15 protein-coding genes and 1 pseudogene are annotated in these 15,509 nt (G+C 65.5%); 14 read left to right on the top strand and 2 right to left on the bottom strand.

Annotation, left to right across the window (positions count from 1 at the left end; genetic code table 11):
• Positions 1-162 precede the first annotated feature (162 nt).
• Both hrpB and CK220_RS03940 read right to left on the bottom strand, forming a co-directional pair.
• Positions 163-1,650: pseudogene (gene hrpB, locus CK220_RS03935) on the bottom strand (ATP-dependent helicase HrpB); the annotation flags it as partial.
• A gap of 52 nt (positions 1,651-1,702) precedes the next feature.
• Positions 1,703-2,593 (bottom strand): DMT family transporter, encoded by an 891-nt coding sequence (locus CK220_RS03940; RefSeq protein ID WP_095810303.1) that lies wholly within the window; start codon positions 2,591-2,593, stop codon positions 1,703-1,705.
• 23 nt (positions 2,594-2,616) lie between these two features.
• On the opposite strand from CK220_RS03940, the gene CK220_RS03945 reads away from it, so the two are divergent.
• The 14 genes from CK220_RS03945 (at position 2,617) to dhaK (ending at position 15,494) form a co-directional block, all read left to right on the top strand.
• Positions 2,617-3,306, top strand: a complete 690-nt coding sequence (locus CK220_RS03945) for a PIG-L deacetylase family protein (protein WP_095810304.1) — start codon at positions 2,617-2,619, stop codon at positions 3,304-3,306.
• 242 nt (positions 3,307-3,548) lie between these two features.
• On the top strand, positions 3,549-4,880 hold the full coding sequence (locus CK220_RS03950; RefSeq protein WP_095810305.1) for an extracellular solute-binding protein: 1,332 nt from the start codon (positions 3,549-3,551) through the stop codon (positions 4,878-4,880).
• Between the two features lie 102 nt (positions 4,881-4,982).
• Positions 4,983-5,930, top strand: coding sequence for a sugar ABC transporter permease (locus tag CK220_RS03955; RefSeq protein ID WP_095810705.1), 948 nt, complete (start codon positions 4,983-4,985; stop codon positions 5,928-5,930).
• Positions 5,927-6,877, top strand: coding sequence for a carbohydrate ABC transporter permease (locus CK220_RS03960; RefSeq protein WP_095810306.1), 951 nt, complete (start codon positions 5,927-5,929; stop codon positions 6,875-6,877). The genes CK220_RS03955 and CK220_RS03960 overlap by 4 nt, the downstream gene beginning before the upstream one ends.
• A 217-nt stretch (positions 6,878-7,094) precedes the next feature.
• The gene (locus tag CK220_RS03965; protein ID WP_095810307.1) at positions 7,095-7,298 is read left to right on the top strand and encodes a hypothetical protein; all 204 of its coding nucleotides are present in this window, start codon (positions 7,095-7,097) and stop codon (positions 7,296-7,298) included.
• A 2-nt stretch (positions 7,299-7,300) separates the two neighbouring features.
• Positions 7,301-8,407 (top strand): ABC transporter ATP-binding protein, encoded by a 1,107-nt coding sequence (locus tag CK220_RS03970; protein ID WP_095810308.1) that lies wholly within the window; start codon positions 7,301-7,303, stop codon positions 8,405-8,407.
• Positions 8,400-9,413 (top strand): ABC transporter ATP-binding protein, encoded by a 1,014-nt coding sequence (locus tag CK220_RS03975; protein ID WP_095810309.1) that lies wholly within the window; start codon positions 8,400-8,402, stop codon positions 9,411-9,413. The genes CK220_RS03970 and CK220_RS03975 overlap by 8 nt, the downstream gene beginning before the upstream one ends.
• A gap of 52 nt (positions 9,414-9,465) precedes the next feature.
• On the top strand, positions 9,466-11,106 hold the full coding sequence (locus CK220_RS03980) for a dihydroxyacetone kinase subunit DhaK (protein WP_095810310.1): 1,641 nt from the start codon (positions 9,466-9,468) through the stop codon (positions 11,104-11,106).
• A gap of 10 nt (positions 11,107-11,116) precedes the next feature.
• Positions 11,117-11,716, top strand: coding sequence for a dihydroxyacetone kinase subunit DhaL (gene dhaL / locus CK220_RS03985; RefSeq protein WP_095810311.1), 600 nt, complete (start codon positions 11,117-11,119; stop codon positions 11,714-11,716).
• Positions 11,716-12,105 (top strand): dihydroxyacetone kinase phosphoryl donor subunit DhaM, encoded by a 390-nt coding sequence (gene dhaM / locus CK220_RS03990; RefSeq protein WP_095810312.1) that lies wholly within the window; start codon positions 11,716-11,718, stop codon positions 12,103-12,105. The genes dhaL and dhaM overlap by 1 nt, the downstream gene beginning before the upstream one ends.
• Before the next feature lie 19 nt (positions 12,106-12,124).
• Positions 12,125-12,427 (top strand): HPr family phosphocarrier protein, encoded by a 303-nt coding sequence (locus CK220_RS03995; RefSeq protein WP_095810313.1) that lies wholly within the window; start codon positions 12,125-12,127, stop codon positions 12,425-12,427.
• 41 nt (positions 12,428-12,468) lie between these two features.
• A complete protein-coding gene (ptsP, locus tag CK220_RS04000) occupies positions 12,469-14,043 on the top strand; it encodes a phosphoenolpyruvate--protein phosphotransferase (RefSeq protein ID WP_176478981.1) in 1,575 nt (524 codons plus the stop codon).
• A gap of 7 nt (positions 14,044-14,050) precedes the next feature.
• Positions 14,051-14,482 (top strand): hypothetical protein, encoded by a 432-nt coding sequence (locus tag CK220_RS04005; RefSeq protein WP_095810315.1) that lies wholly within the window; start codon positions 14,051-14,053, stop codon positions 14,480-14,482.
• 25 nt (positions 14,483-14,507) lie between these two features.
• The gene (dhaK, locus tag CK220_RS04010) at positions 14,508-15,494 is read left to right on the top strand and encodes a dihydroxyacetone kinase subunit DhaK (protein WP_095810316.1); all 987 of its coding nucleotides are present in this window, start codon (positions 14,508-14,510) and stop codon (positions 15,492-15,494) included.
• The last annotated feature ends 15 nt before the right edge of the window (positions 15,495-15,509 follow it).

Below are 15,509 nucleotides of genomic sequence, written 5' to 3' on the forward strand. Positions count from 1 at the left end.
CGCTGCGGGCTTGGTTTTTTGGGGCCCGGCGCGGGCGTTTTACCCCCCCCCTTGGGGGGGTGGGGCTCCCGCCGCGGGGTTGGGGGGGGGGGGCGGTTCGGGCATGCCATCGGCGACCCCTCCCCGTCTCGCGCGCTGAGCGCCGCTCAGCGTGCGAGCCGACCCTCCCCGCGAGGGGGAGGGTTTGGCCAGGCGTGCGGCGAGTTGCCGGGCGGCACTGGCGCGGGGCGATTTTTCCGTGCGAAAGCGGATCAGCCGCCGTTCCAAATCTGCGCTGTCGCCGCCAAGGCCGCGCTCTGTCAAAAGCACGGCAAGCGTCGCGGCTTCCTGCGCCTGCCCGATCCGAGCCGCTTCTGCCACCATATGCGCGAGCCGCACCGGCAGAGCGAGCTTGCGCATCTCAGCGCCCACTTCCGTCAGCCGGCCGGCGTCGTCGATAGCATGCAGCGCTTTGAGCAACACCCTCGCTTCGTTGAGCGCCGGCACCGGCGGCGAATCGAGGAAGGACAGGCTCGACGGATCGGCGACGCCGAAAGCGGCGCAGTCGAGCAACATGCCGGAAAGGTCAGCCTCGAGCATTTCCGGCGGTGTAAAGGCGGGCAGCGCCGCCGTCTGCTCGGCACGCCACAGGCGGATGGCGACGCCCGGCTGCGTTCGTCCGGCGCGGCCGGCCCGCTGGTCGGCGGAAGCCTTGCTGACGCGCACCGTTTCCAGCCGGGTCAGGCCGCTCGCCGGCTCATAGCGCGGCAGCCGCGACAGACCGGAATCGATGACGACGCGCACGCCGTCGATGGTGATCGAGGTCTCGGCGATCGAGGTCGCCAGCACGATCTTACGCCGGCCGGGCGGCGCCGGCTTGATCGCCGCGTCCTGCGCCCTGGTGTCGAGCTGGCCGTAGAGCGGGACGATATCGGTGTCGGCCGCGACATTGCCCTCGAGCCGCTCCGCCGTGCGCTCGATCTCGCGCTGTCCGGGCAGGAAAGCGAGCACGCTGCCCTGCTCGATGGCTAAAGCCGAGCGAACCGCCTTGGCCATAGCATCCTCGATGGCCACGCCGGCCGGCCGCTCGTCATAGCGGATGTCCACCGGATAGGCGCGGCCCGCGCTTTCGATCACCGGCGCCCCGGCCAGGAGTTTTGCGACGCGCGCGCCGTCGAGCGTCGCCGACATCACCAGCAGGCGCAGATCCGGCCGCAATGCGCCCTGAACGTCGAGCGCCAGCGCGAGGCCGAAATCGCCGTCGAGCGAGCGCTCGTGGAACTCGTCGAAGATCACCGCGGAAACGCCGGGCAGTTCCGGATCGTCGAGGATCATGCGCGACAGAACACCTTCGGTGACGACGAGGATCTTTGTCCGCGCCGAGGTGCGGTTTTCCATGCGCATCGCAAAGCCGACTGTACCGCCAGGCTCCTCACCGAGAAGCTCGGCCATGCGGCGCGCCGCGGCGCGGGCCGCGAGCCGGCGCGGCTCCAGCAGCACGATCCTGCCTTCGCCGAGCCAGGGCGCGTCGAGCAGCGCCAGCGGCACCAGCGTCGTCTTGCCGGCGCCGGGAGGCGCCACTAGCACGGCGCTGTTGCGCCCGGCGAGCGCCTCGCCGAGCGCCGGCAGCACGGCGGATACCGGAAGTTCCGGCAAAATTCCTCTGTTCATGGCGCCCGCATATCAGCGGCCAAGGTGAGCGCGCAACCTGTCCGCCAATTGCCTAAAGCCTGGTGCGCGTGAACGGGTTCCAGCGCACGGTGCCCAGCCGTACCTCCTCGCGAACCATGGTCAGCAGACCCGAGGCGCCGAGCACTGCAAGGCCCGCCAGCGTCAGCAGGTCGGGATCTTCCCGGAAGAACAACGAGCCCAGCACCACCGCCCAGACGATCTGCGAATAATGCGTCGGCGCGATACGGTTGGCAGGCGCGTATTTGGCCGCGACAAGCTGCAACAGCTGACCGCAGGCGGTGAAGGCGCCGGCCATGACCAGCCAGATCAACTGCTTGCCATCCGGCAAGGCGAACGACGTTGCCGCGGCACCGAGGCCATTGAAGAGCAGGCCATAGCCGACGAGCACGCCGAGCATCGTCGTGCGCTTCTCCTGCTGCGCCAGCGACCGCATCAGGATGACGCTGGCGGCGGCAAGAAAGGCGATGGCAAAGGCCGCGAGGTGGCCGAGATGAAGTTCGCGAAAACCCGGCCTGACGACCAGCATGACGCCGGCAAAGCCGGCGACCACGGCAAGCCATCGCCACGGCCCAACCTTCTCCTTCAGGATGAGAGTGGAGAGGATGGTGACGAACAACGGCGCCAGGAAAATCAAGGCGTAGACTTCCGCCAGCGGGATGGTGGTGAAGGCATAGACGCTGAGCACGCCCGATGCGATGCCTGCCCAGGCGCGGGCCTGCACGGCCCAGGGCCGGCTGGTGCGCCAGAAGTCGCGCCAGCGCTCATCGGCAGGCCTTGTGAAGAACAGGAAACAGCCGGCAAACAAGGTTACGAAGAAGCCGATCTCGAAGACGGTGAACTGCCCGCCCAGGCTCTTGATGACGGCGTCGCTGCATGAGTAGCTTGCATAGGCGATCAGGGCGAGCAGGATTCCGTTCGGCACGTTCCGTTTCCGGGAGAGTAGAAGTGAAGATACTGGCGCTGGGGGCTCATCCCGACGATATCGAGATATTCATGTTCGGTACGATGGCCGCCTATGCGGCGCTAGGCGCAGAGCTGACTTTTGCGATAGCCACCGACGGCGCCAAGGGCGGCAAGGGCGATCCGGAGGCGCTTGTCAAAATCCGGCGCGAGGAAGCCGCCGAAGCGGCCGGCCTGCTCGGCGTCACGCCGCGTTTCCTCGATTTCCTCGACGGCGCGCTGGTTGCGGATGCCGCATTGATCGGCGCACTCAAGGCGCTGATCGGCGAGGTGCAACCCGATCTGGCGATCACGCATGCGCCGAACGACTATCACGGCGACCACCGCGCGCTGTCGGATGGCGTGCGCATCGCGGCGTCCTTCGCGGTGCCGGTGCTGCAGGCCGACACGCTCGGCGGCACCGGTTTTTCGCCGACGCATTACGTCGACATTTCCAGCCACTGGGACCTCAAGGCGCAGGCGATTCTCGCGCATCGCTCACAGGCGCCCGAGCATTATCTCAACGGTGCGCGCACGCAGAACGAATTCCGCGCCGGCCAATGCAACGGCGCGCCCGGCGCGCTGGCCGAGGCGTTCCGGTTCGAGCCCATCTTCCCCTTTGCCGACATTCGCGAGCTGCTGCCTCCGGCGCCGCCGATCCGGCCGGTCACGGTGAGCCCGAAGATCGTCAAGTAGCCGGCTGAAGCACGAGCCGCCGAGGCGGCCGACAACTATTTCCCAACGATTTCAAGCACCGCTTTCGTCATGTTGCGGCGCAGCAACGATTTCGCTTGCGTTGTTTAGTAAAAAGAGCATCACTAAACAAATTACTAAACACCGGCGGCGCAGCGCGCGCCATGTTCAGACCCTCGGAGGAGCGAGGGGTGAGGGCTTTTGAAACCGTCATCCGGACGCGTTTCGCAAATGGGAGGTAAGGCATGAAATCGACCTTGAAACTGGCGTTGGGACTGGCCTCGGCGGCACTCGCGTCGACCGCCGTCTCGAACGCCGCGCATGCGGAAGACCTGACGCTTTGCTGGGCGGCCTGGGATCCGGCCAACGCGCTCGTGGAACTGTCCAAGGACTTCACCAAGGAAACCGGCATCGGCATGAAGTTCGAATTCGTGCCGTGGACCAACTATGCCGACCGTTTCCTCAACGAGCTGAACTCACACGGCAAGCTCTGCGACCTGATCATCGGCGACAGCCAGTGGATCGGCGGCGCGGCCGAGAACGGTCATTACGTCAAGCTGAACGACTTCTTCGACAAGGAGAAGATCAGCATGGACGACTTCGTGCCGGCGACCGTGGTCGGCTATTCCGAATGGCCGAAGAACACGCCGAACTACTGGGCGCTGCCGGCCATGGGCGACGTGGTCGGCTGGACGTATCGCAAGGACTGGTTCTCGCGGCCGGAGCTGCAGAAAGAGTTCAAGGAGAAGTATGGCTGGGACCTCGCCCCGCCGACGACCTTCGACCAGCTGAAGCAGATCGCCGAGTTCTTCCAGAAGCGGCAGATCGACGGCAAGACCGTCTACGGCGCCTCGATCTACACCGAGCGCGGCTCGGAAGGCATCACCATGGGCGCCATGGACGTGCTCTACAGCTACGGGTTCCAGTACGAGAACCCGAAGAAGCCCTATGAGATGGACGGCTTCGTCAATTCCGAGAAGTCGGTGAAGGGGCTGGAATTCTACAAGGCGCTCTATGATTGCTGCACGCCGCCCGGCGCCTCCAACAGCTACATGGGCGAAGGCGTCGACGCCTTCAAATCCGGCCAGGTGGCAATGCACATGAACTTCGCCTTCACCTGGCCCGGTCTGCAGAAGGACGAGAATGTCGGTGGCGACAAGATCGGTTACTTCGTCAATCCGAAAGGTCCCGACGGCAACCAGTTCGCACAGCTCGGCGGCCAGGGCATCTCGGTGGTGTCCTATTCCGACAAGCAGGAATCGGCGCTGAAATACATCAAGTGGTTCGCCAACAAGGACGTGCAGGCCAAGTGGTGGACGCTCGGCGGCTATTCCTGCCTGAACTCCGTCGTCAAGGATCCGAAGTTCCCGTCCAGCCAGCCCTATGCGCAGGCCTTCCTCGACTCCATGGCGATCGTAAAGGACTTCTGGGCAGAGCCGAGCTACGCACCGCTGCTGCAGGCCTCGCAAAAACGCTTCCACGATTATGTCGTCGCCGGCCAGGGCTCGCCCAAGGATGCACTGGACGGCCTCGTCAAGGACTGGACGCAGATCTTCCAGGACGACGGCAAGATGTAAGGCTCCTCCCGAGCAGGTGCGTCCCGTGCCGCCCTTGGCACGGGACGCAGTTCAGATAAATTCCAGCGCCGAGACTGACCAGTGACCGATGCAGGACTAACCATGCTCAATCGGACCGCGGACAACGTCGCCCGGGCCACACCGGAGCCGTTGGCCAAGAGGATCCGAGGCATCAGCGACAAGGGCCTCGCCTGGCTGTTCATTTCGCCGACGATCCTTCTGCTTTTGGCCATCAACATCTTCCCGCTGTTCTGGGCGATCTACCTCTCCTTCACCAATTACCGCGCCAACCGCCCGAACGAAGTGGTGAAGAATCTCGGGCTTTCCAACTACCGGCGCATCCTAGGCGACCAGGACATCTGGATCGCCATGCAGACGACGGCGCATTTCGTCTTCTGGACGATCCTGCTGCAGACGGTGATCGGCTTTACGCTCGCCTGGCTAATCGACCGGAAATTCCGCGGCCACGCCTTCTGGACCACCATCATCCTGGTGCCGATGATGCTGTCGCCGGCGGTGGTCGGCAATTTCTGGCGCTTCCTCTACGAGCCGCAGATCGGGCTGTTCGCCTATGCGGTCTCGTTCCTCAGCGGCATCCCGCCGACGAATGTCCAGATGCTGTCCAATGTCGAACTGGCGCCATGGGCGATCATCATCGTCGACACCTGGATGTGGACGCCTTACGTGATGCTGATCTGCCTCGCGGGCCTGCGCTCCATCCCCGAATACATCTATGAAGCGGCGGAAGTCGACCGCGCCTCCAACTGGCGGCAGTTCTGGTCGATCACGCTGCCGATGGCGCTGCCCTTCATCATGCTGGCGGTGCTGTTCCGCGGCATCGAGAACTTCAAGATGTTCGACATGGTCAACCTGCTCACCGGCGGCGGACCGGGCTCGACCACCGAGGTCGCCTCGATCACGCTGAAGCGGCAGGCCTTCGAAAGTTGGCGCACCGGCTATTCCTCGGCCTTCGCCATCATCCTGTTCGTCGCGGTGTTTGGCCTTGCCAACATCTACGTCAAGGCGCTCAACAAGGTGAAGCAGAGATGAGCCTGACCACCGCCCATTCGGTCGTCGCACCGTCGACCAACTCGAAGCGGATCGCCGGCGTGCTCGTCGTCGGCTACGCGCTGATTTCGATCGTGCCGCTGCTCTGGATCTTCGCCACCAGCTTCAAGACGCCGCCGGATTCGATCGCCTATCCGCCGAAGATCGTCTTCCAGCCGAGCATCGAGGGCTACTGCAACCTGTTCACAACCCGCACCAGGCAGACGCCGGAATACATCAACTCGCTCGGACCGGCGACCGGCTTCTGCGACGAGACGGTGCGCAAGCGCAACATGGTGATCGCCGGGCCTTCGAACTTCCTGCCGCGCTTCGTCAACTCGCTGATCATCGCCTTCGGCTCGACCTTCTGCGCGGTGTTCCTCGGCACGCTGTCGGCCTATGGCTTCTCGCGCTTCAAGGTGCCTTTGGCAGACGACCTCCTGTTCTTCATCCTGTCGACGCGCATGATGCCGCCGATCGCCGTCGCGATCCCGATCTACCTGATGTACCGCGAGCTCGGCCTTTCCGACACCGCACTCGGCATGATCCTGCTCTACACCGCGGTGAACGTCTCGCTGGCGGTCTGGCTGCTCAAGGGCTTCATCGACGAGATCCCGCGCGAATACGAGGAAGCGGCGATGATCGACGGCTATACGCGGCTGCAGGCCTTCTGGCGCACCGTGCTGCCGCAGGCCACCACCGGCATTGCCGCGACCGCCATCTTCTGCCTGATCTTCGCCTGGAACGAATATGCCTTCGCAGCACTTCTGACCTCCGGCACGGCGCAGACGGCGCCGCCCTTCATCCCGACCATCATCGGCGAGGGCGGCCAGGACTGGCCGGCCGTGGCCGCCGGCACGACGATCTTCCTGGTGCCGATCCTGGTCTTCACCATCCTGCTCCGCAAGCAATTGCTGCGCGGCATCACCTTCGGCGCGGTGCGCAAATGATTGATGTGGGAACAAGTCGACCCCCACTCCGTCGAGCTTCGCTCGACACCTCTCCCCCGATCGACGGGGTAGAGGAAGGGCGCGAACTTCATTCAGCCAGGCTCCCTTCCTCTCCCTCCGGAGGGGGGAGAGGTGGCGCTGCGAAGCAGCGACGGAGTGGGGGAACCACCTGGCAACCATCTCTCCCCGTAAACGAGGAGAAGGAAGGGAGGAACGCATGAGCCGCACGGTTGTCTCCAAGCGCTCCTCTTGGCCACGCTGGGCAAGACGCCGCCTGATGGAAAACATCGCCACGGCGATCATCGCCATCGGCTTCCTGATGCTGTTCCAGCCCTTCGCGCTGTCGCTCTACAGCTATTCCTTCGTCACCATGCTCGCCGGCACCGCCATGTTCATCGTCGTCTCGAAATTCCCGGAATAGAAATGGCCGAGATCCGCGTTCAGAACCTGAGGAAAGCCTTCGGCGAGTTCGTCGCCGTGCAGGATTCCAACTTCGTCGTCGAGGACGGCGAGTTCTTCGTCATGCTCGGGCCTTCCGGCTGCGGCAAGACGACGACGCTCCGCATGATCGCCGGCCTGGAACTGCCGACCGGCGGCAAGATCTTGCTCGGCGGCGAGGACGTCACCATGCGCCGGGCGCGCGAGCGCGACATCGCCTTCGTCTTCCAGCTCTTCGCGCTCTATCCGCATATGAATGTGCGCAAGAACATCGGCTTCCCGCTCTTGGCGCAAGGCATGGCGTCGGCCGAGATCCGCGCCCGCGTTGACGAAACCGCGAAACTCCTGCGCATCGACCATCTGCTCGACAAGTCGGTCTCCGGGCTTGCCGGCGGCGACCGCCAGCGTGTCGCACTCGGCCGCGCCATCGTGCGGCGTCCAAAGTGTTTCCTCATGGACGAGCCGCTCGGCACGCTTGATACGGAATTCCGCGATCTGATGGTCCACGAGCTGCGCGAGCTGCACAACCGCATCCACGCCACCACCGTCTATGTCACGCACGACCAGATGGAAGCGATGTCGATGGCCGACAAGATCGCGGTGATGAACCATGGCGTCATCGAGCAGTTCGGCAGCCCGCGCGAAATCTACGACCGCCCGGCGACGATGTTCGTCGCCGAGTTCATCGGCTCGCCGCCGATGAACTTCCTCAAGTTCGGCGGCGGCCTCGCGAAGGGTGCGAAAGAGATCGTCGTGCAGGGTGCCAGGGTGACGGTGCCGGAAGTGCGCGAGGATGTGGCGCCGGCCGACATGGCGCTCGGCATCCGGCCAGAGCACATCCGCTTCGACGACGCCTCGAAGCTGCGCGGCGCGATCTACGGCACCGAATATCTCGGCACCACGCAGATCGTCGCCGTCGAGACCGCCGACGGCATCATCAAGGCCCGTGTGGCCGCCGGCATCCATCTGAGCCCCGGTGAGCAGGTGGGGCTGGCGCTGAGCAGCGCGCGGCTGTCGCTGTTCGAGAAAGGCACTGGACGCGCGGTGAAAACCGCCATGTACGAGCAGACAGCGGAGGCGCGCCATGGCTGACGTGCAGATTCAGGGTGTGACCAAAAGCTTCGGCGACACCGCCGCGGTCAGCGATCTCGACCTGCAGATCAAGGATGGCGAGTTCGTCGTGCTGCTCGGCCCGACCGGCGCCGGCAAGACAACGACGCTCAGGCTGATCGCAGGGCTTGAGCGGCCGGACAGCGGCACGATCCATATCGGCGGCCACGACGCGACGGGGCTGTCGCCGGCCGAGCGCGACACGGCCTTTGTGTTCCAACAATATTCGCTCTACCCGCATCTTTCGGTCTTCGACAACCTCGCCTTCCCGCTGCGCTCGCCGGCGCGGCGTTTTCCGGAGGAAGCCATCCGCCGCCGCGTCGAAGAAGTGGCGCGGATGGTGCGCATCGACCACAAGCTCAACAACCGCTCGACCAGGCTGTCGGGCGGCGAGATGCAGCGCGTCGCCATCGGCCGCGCCTTGGTGCGCAAGCCGTCGATCTACCTGATGGACGAGCCGCTGTCCTCGCTCGACGCCAAGCTGCGCGCCGATCTCAGGCTGGAGCTGAAGCGCATCCAGTCCGAGCTCGGCGCCACCATGCTCTATGTCACGCATGACCAGATCGAGGCGATGACCATGGCCGACCGCATCGGCATCCTCTCCGAGGGCGTGCTCGTGCAGATCGGCACGCCGCGCGCGATCTATTCCGAGCCGGCAAACCTGCATGTCGCCGCCCGCCTCGGCCAGCCGGCGATCAACCTTTTGCCGGCAGGGCTGCTGCCCGACGGCGGCGCGCCGACCGGCACGACGACGATCGGCGCGCGCACCGAACATCTCGCGATCGAGAAGGCGGCGAACGGACATGCCGACGGCGTCGTCGACTGGGTCGAGCATCTCGGCGACCAGAACCATCTGCATGTCACGGTTGGCGCGAAGAAGCTGGTGACGCTGACCGATCCCGACACGCCGCTCGCAAAGGGGGACAGAGTGACGATCCGCTATCGCTCGCCGCTTTATTTTGGTTCGGACGGGCAAAGATTGATGTAGCCGGCGCACCCGCACTTTTTGACGACCCGCAGATACGGACTGGACGAAATCCATGAAGCACTTTTTCAACCGCAAAGACTCGATCGTTACCGAAGCGCTGGATGGCTTTCTAGCGACCGCGGGTTCCGGCACTCTGGCGCGCCTCGACGGCTATCCGGAGATCAAGGTCGTGCTGCGCGCCGACTGGGACAAGGCGAAGGTGAGCGTCGTTTCCGGCGGCGGCGCGGGGCATGAGCCGTCGCATGCCGGCTTCGTCGGCGCCGGTATGCTGACGGCGGCAGTCTCCGGCGAGATCTTTGCTTCGCCGAGTGTCGAGGCGGTGCTGGCGGCAATCCGCGCAACAACCGGACCGGCCGGCTGCCTGCTGATCGTCAAGAACTATACCGGCGACCGGCTCAATTTCGGCCTCGCCGCGGAAAAAGCGCGCGCCGAAGGTTTTGCGGTCGAGATGGTGATCGTCGGCGACGACATCGCGCTGCCCGACATTGCACAGCCGCGCGGCGTCGCGGGCACGCTGTTCGTGCACAAGATCGCCGGGCACCTCGCCGAGACCGGCCATGATCTGGCATCGGTCGCCGCCTCGGCACGCGGAGCGGCAAAGGACATCGTTTCGCTCGGCATCTCGCTCTCCTCCTGCTCAATCCCGGGCCAGACCCACGAGGACCGCTTCGGCGCCGACGATGGCGAGCTCGGCCTCGGCATTCACGGCGAGCCGGGCGTGGAGCGCATAACCTTGCAGAGCGCCGGCGCACTTGTCGCCATCATGGCCGACCGCCTCGCGGCGCGGCTGGATGCCGGCAGCCGCTATGCGCTCCTGATCAACAATCTCGGATCCGTTCCGCCGCTCGAAATGTCGCTGATCGCCAATGCGGTGCTTGCCTCGCCGCTGGCAAAGGCGGTGACGCTGACGATCGGTCCCGGGCATCTGATGACCGCGCTCAACATGAACGGGTTCTCGCTGTCGCTGATCAGACTGGAGGCCGAGCGCGAGGCGGCGCTGCTGGCGCCGGTCGGCCCGCATGCCTGGCTACCGGCCCGGCCGGTTCGCCAGTCGGTCGTGGTGACCGCGGCCAAACCGGCAGGTCGCGACACCGCCAAAGCGGCTAGCCGCGACGCCGGCGCCGAGCGTCTGATCACTGCGATCTGCTTGAAGCTGATCTCCCTCGAGGAGGCCTTGAATGACCTCGACGCCAAAGCCGGCGACGGCGACACCGGTTCGACCGTGGCGACCGGCGCACGCAGCGTGCTCGACCGGATCGACACGCTGCCGCTTGCGGACAAGGCCGCAACTCTCGCCACAATCGGCGATACATTGGGAACTTCCATGGGCGGTTCCAGCGGCGTGCTTTTGTCGATCTTCTTCACGGCTGCGGCGCAGTCGCTCAACGGCGGCGCGCCGCTCAGCAAGGCGCTGCTCTCCGGCCTTGACCGGATGACCTTCTACGGCGGCGCGAAGGTCGGTGACCGCACGATGGTCGACGCGCTGGAGCCGGCGCTCAAGGCGCTCGACGCGAACGGGCTGGAGGCGGCTGCTTCGGCCGCGCGGCGGGGCGCGGAGGCGACTGCCGCGATGCAGAAGGCGAAGGCCGGGCGCTCGGCCTATATCGGCCGCCGGCTTGACATAGCGGATCCGGGCGCGTTTGCAGTCGCCGAGGCGTTCGCGGCCATGGTGGCCATGTTCGCCCCGGCGTGAAGGACAGGCGATGGCCGCATCCGATTTCTCACAATTGATCGCGGCGACTGCGGATACGATCTCGTCGCATGCCGACGAGCTGACCGCGCTCGACCAGGCGATCGGCGACGGCGACCATGGGCTCAACATGAAGCGCGGCTTCGAGGCGGTGCGCACCGAAAAGGACGCAATCGCGGCAAAGCCGCTGCCGGACGCGCTGAAGGCGGTCGGCACCAAGCTGGTGATGACCGTCGGCGGCGCCTCCGGCCCCTTGTTCGGCACGCTGTTCATGGCGCTCGGCAAGGAACTGTCCGCCACGCCCGACCGCGCCGCGCTGACAGCGGCGCTGGGCAAGGCGATCGAGGCGGTTTCGGCGCGCGGCAAATCGCAGCCGGGGCAAAAAACGATGCTCGACGTGCTGCAGCCGGTGTATGAGGCACTGGCGCAGGGCAAGACGGCTGGCGCAATCGCAGACGCCGCCGACAAGGCGGCCGAGGCCACCGTGCCGATGAAGGCCCTCCGCGGGCGCGCCTCTTTCCTGGGGGAGCGCTCGATCGGGCATATGGATGCCGGGGCGCGCTCGACCGCGCTCTTGGTGCGCGCAATCGCTGAAGCGATCGAGGATTCTTGATGAGCAATGTCGGTATCGTCATCGTCTCGCATTCGCCGCTGGTCGCCGAAGGCACGGCCGACATGGTGCGCCAGATGGTGGGCGACGAAGTGCCGCTTGCATGGTGCGGCGGAAACGGCCATGGCGGGCTCGGCACCAGCGTCGAGGCGATCATGGGCGCGATCGAGAAGGCCTGGTCGGAAGCGGGCGTCGCCATCCTGGTCGATCTCGGTGGCGCCGAGACCAACAGCGAGATGGCGGTCGAGATGATCGGCGAGCCGCGCTCTCAAAAGATCGTCGTCTGTAACGCGCCGATCGTCGAGGGCGCGGTGATGGCGGCGACGGAATCTTCGGGCGGTGCCTCGCTCAAGGAAGTGGTCGCGACGGCGCATGAATTGTCGCCGTCGTGAGTGAACGGGAATCGACTGAATGTCCGCATCTGCCGAAGCCACGGTTCTGATCACCCACGAGGTGGGCCTGCACGCGCGCCCTTCGGTGAAGTTCACCAAGCTCGCCAAGTCGTTCGCGGCCGAGGTGGAGGTGGCAGTCGCCGCGAACGGCCCCTGGTTCGATGCCAAGAGCATCGTCAAGGTCATGGCGGCCAAGGCGCCGAAAGGAACCGTGCTGCATATAAGGGCGCGAGGCGACGGCGCTGAGCAGGCGGTCGGCGCGCTGGTCGATCTGGTGCAGCGCGACTTCGACGAGGACACGGACCATGCTCGGTCCGCTTGAGACGGGTCTGCCGGTCTCTCTATTCGCAAGGAATGCGGGCCATGCGGATTGAGGGCATCCCTGCCTCTCCCGGCTATGCCGAAGGGCCGCTGTTCGACCTAGACCGTCCACCGGCTGCCTATGATGTCAAGGCGAGCGCGGCGGAGGAGAAAGAAGCGCTGAAGGCGGCCACCGGCAAGGCGGTGAGCCGGCTTGCCGCGATGATCGAAACCGCCGATGGCGATGCCGCAGGAATCCTCGAATTCCACATCGCCATGCTGGAGGACGACGCGCTGAGCGCGCCCGCCTTCGCGGCGATCGGCTCCGGAGAGCCGGCCGACGCTGCCTGGCGGCAGGCGCTGGATGCCGAGATCGCCGGCTATGAGGCGTCCGACCAGGACTATTTCCGAGCGCGCGCGGCCGACCTGCGCGACATTCGCGACCAGGTGCTGCGAGCGCTGAGCGAGAATAGCGAGACCGCACCACCTCCAGGGGCCATCTTCTATGGCAGCGATATCGCGCCGACGCGCTTTCTCGAAACGGATTGGAGCCGCGGCGGCGGCATCGCGCTCGAGGCCGGCAGTACGGCCAGCCATGTCGCCATGCTGGCGCGCTCGCGCGGCGTGCCCATGGTGGTGGGGCTTGGCGCCTTGGCGGATAGACGGGCAGGGAACGCGCTGCTCGACGCCGAGCATGGCGGCATCGTTTTCTCGCCCTCGCCGGCGGAGCTTGAAGACTTCCGGCAATCATCCTCCTCCTTCGCGGCGCGCCAAGGCCAGGCGCAGACCTTTCTTACCCAGCCGGCGGCGACCAAGGCCGGCACTTTCGTGCGGGTGCAGGTGAACATTGCCTACCCTTCCGATGTCGACGGCATCGACATTGCAACCTGTGACGGCGTCGGGCTGATGCGGACGGAATTCCTGTTCGGCAAGGCGCTGCCGGACGAGCAGACACAGTACCAAGCCTATCGCAAGGTGCTGGAATGGGCCGGCGAAAAACCGGTGACCATCCGCACCGTCGACGCCGGCGGCGACAAGCCGATCCCGGGCTTCACCGTCGAGGAGACCAACCCGTTTCTCGGCCTGCGCGGCATCAGGCTGTCGCTGGCGCGGAGCGACATCTTCCGGGTGCAAATCCGGGCATTGCTGCGCGCCGCTGTCCACGGCAATCTGAAGGTGATGTTTCCGATGATCGCCATAGCCGAAGAGTACGCCCAAGCCGCCGCGCTGTTCGCGGAGGAGCAGGCCGCGCTCGCGTCGCGCGGTGTTGCGCACAAGCTGCCACCGCTGGGCATCATGGTCGAGGTGCCTTCGGTGGCCGTCGCGCCCGAGGCGTTTGCCGACGTTGCCTTCTTCTCGATCGGCTCCAACGACCTGACGCAATATGTGATGGCAGCCGCGCGTGACAACGCCGCCGTTGCACATCTGAATTCCGCCCGCCACCCGGCGGTGCTGCGGCTGATCGCTTCGGTCGCGGCCTTCGGGCGCGAGAAAGGAATTCCGGTCAGCCTCTGCGGCGACGCCGGCGGCGATCCGGCCGCCATTCCGGCGCTGATTGAGGCGGGCCTGCGCGACCTGTCGGTGGCTCCGGCGCAACTCGCCATGGCCAAGGCGGCCATAGCGGACGTCCCGGTGTAAGCGCGTCATGGCCAAGGCAGCCAAGACACAAGAAACCGGCGTGGAAGACGCGATCCGCACCTATAAGACCATCCTGTCGCAAGTCATCGACCAGCGGCCTTCCGGCATGCGCCAGCGGCTTGCCGATGCGCTCGGCAAGCATCGCAGTTTCGTCACGCAAATCTCCAGCCCGGCCTATTCGATCCCCATCCCGTCGAAGCATTTGCCGGCTATCTTTTCCGTCTGCCATTTCAGCCCGGCCGAGCGCGACCAGTTCCTGGCTGCCTATCACCAGGCGCATCCGGGCAAGCTGCCGGCGGCTTCGGGTCCACGCAAGACGCGCCACGTCTCGCTCATCGTGCCGGATTTCGGCGACGACAAGCAGAACGCAGCGCTTGACCGGGCGGTCAACGAATTCATCCAAAAGATCACCAGCATCGCCGGCAAGGGCAGCGGCTGAGCGAGATTTATTCGGGAGGACTGCCATGAAAAAATTTCTGAATTCGGTGGACACGATCCTCACCGAAAGTCTCGATGGCTTCGGCGCCGCGCATTCCGACATCCTCGCGCTCGGCGACGAGCACAAATTCGTTCGCCGCAAGACGCTGAAACCGGGCAAGGTGGCGCTGATCTCGGGGGGCGGCTCCGGCCACGAGCCGCTGCATGGCGGGCTGGTTGGCCACGGCATGCTGGATGCCGCCTGCCCCGGCCAGGTCTTCACCTCGCCGACGCCCGACCAGATGCTCGCGGCCGCGCAAGCCGTCGACACCGGCGCCGGCTGCCTGTTCATCGTCAAAAACTACGAAGGCGACGTGATGAATTTCGACATGGCCGCCGAAATGTCGGACGGCGTTCTGCAGGTGGTGACCAATGACGACGTTGCGGTCGAGAATTCGTCCTACACCACCGGTCGGCGCGGTGTTGCCGGCACGCTGGTGGTGGAAAAGATCGTCGGCGCCGCGGCCGAGCAAGGCATGGCACTGCCCGAGCTCAAGGCCTTGGGCGACCGCGTCAACGCCGCGACGCGCTCGATGGGCGTGGCGCTGACCAGTTGCACGGTGCCGGCAGCGGGCAGGCCGACCTTCGACATCGGCGACAACGAGATGGAATTCGGCGTCGGCATCCATGGCGAGCCCGGCCGGCGGCGCGATGTGCTGAAGAGCGCCGACGCCATAGCCGAAGAGATCTGCGCGGCAATCCTCGGCGATCTTGGTAACCGCGCCAGGGGACCGGCGCTGCTTTTCGTCAACGGCTTCGGCGGCACGCCGTCCATGGAGCTTTACCTGATGTACAACAGCGCGCGAAAAATCTTCGAGAAGAGAGGCGTGACGGTGACCCGCTCGCTGGTCGGCTCCTATGTCACCTCGCTCGACATGGCAGGCTGCTCGATCACGCTGACGATGCTCGAAGATGAGACGACAGCGCTTTGGGACGCCCCTGTGCATACGGCGGCGCTGCGCTGGGGGATGTAGCGTCGCGCGGGCTTT

It is taken from the genome of Mesorhizobium sp. WSM3860 (assembly GCF_002294995.1).
Lineage (GTDB): Bacteria > Pseudomonadota > Alphaproteobacteria > Rhizobiales > Rhizobiaceae > Mesorhizobium.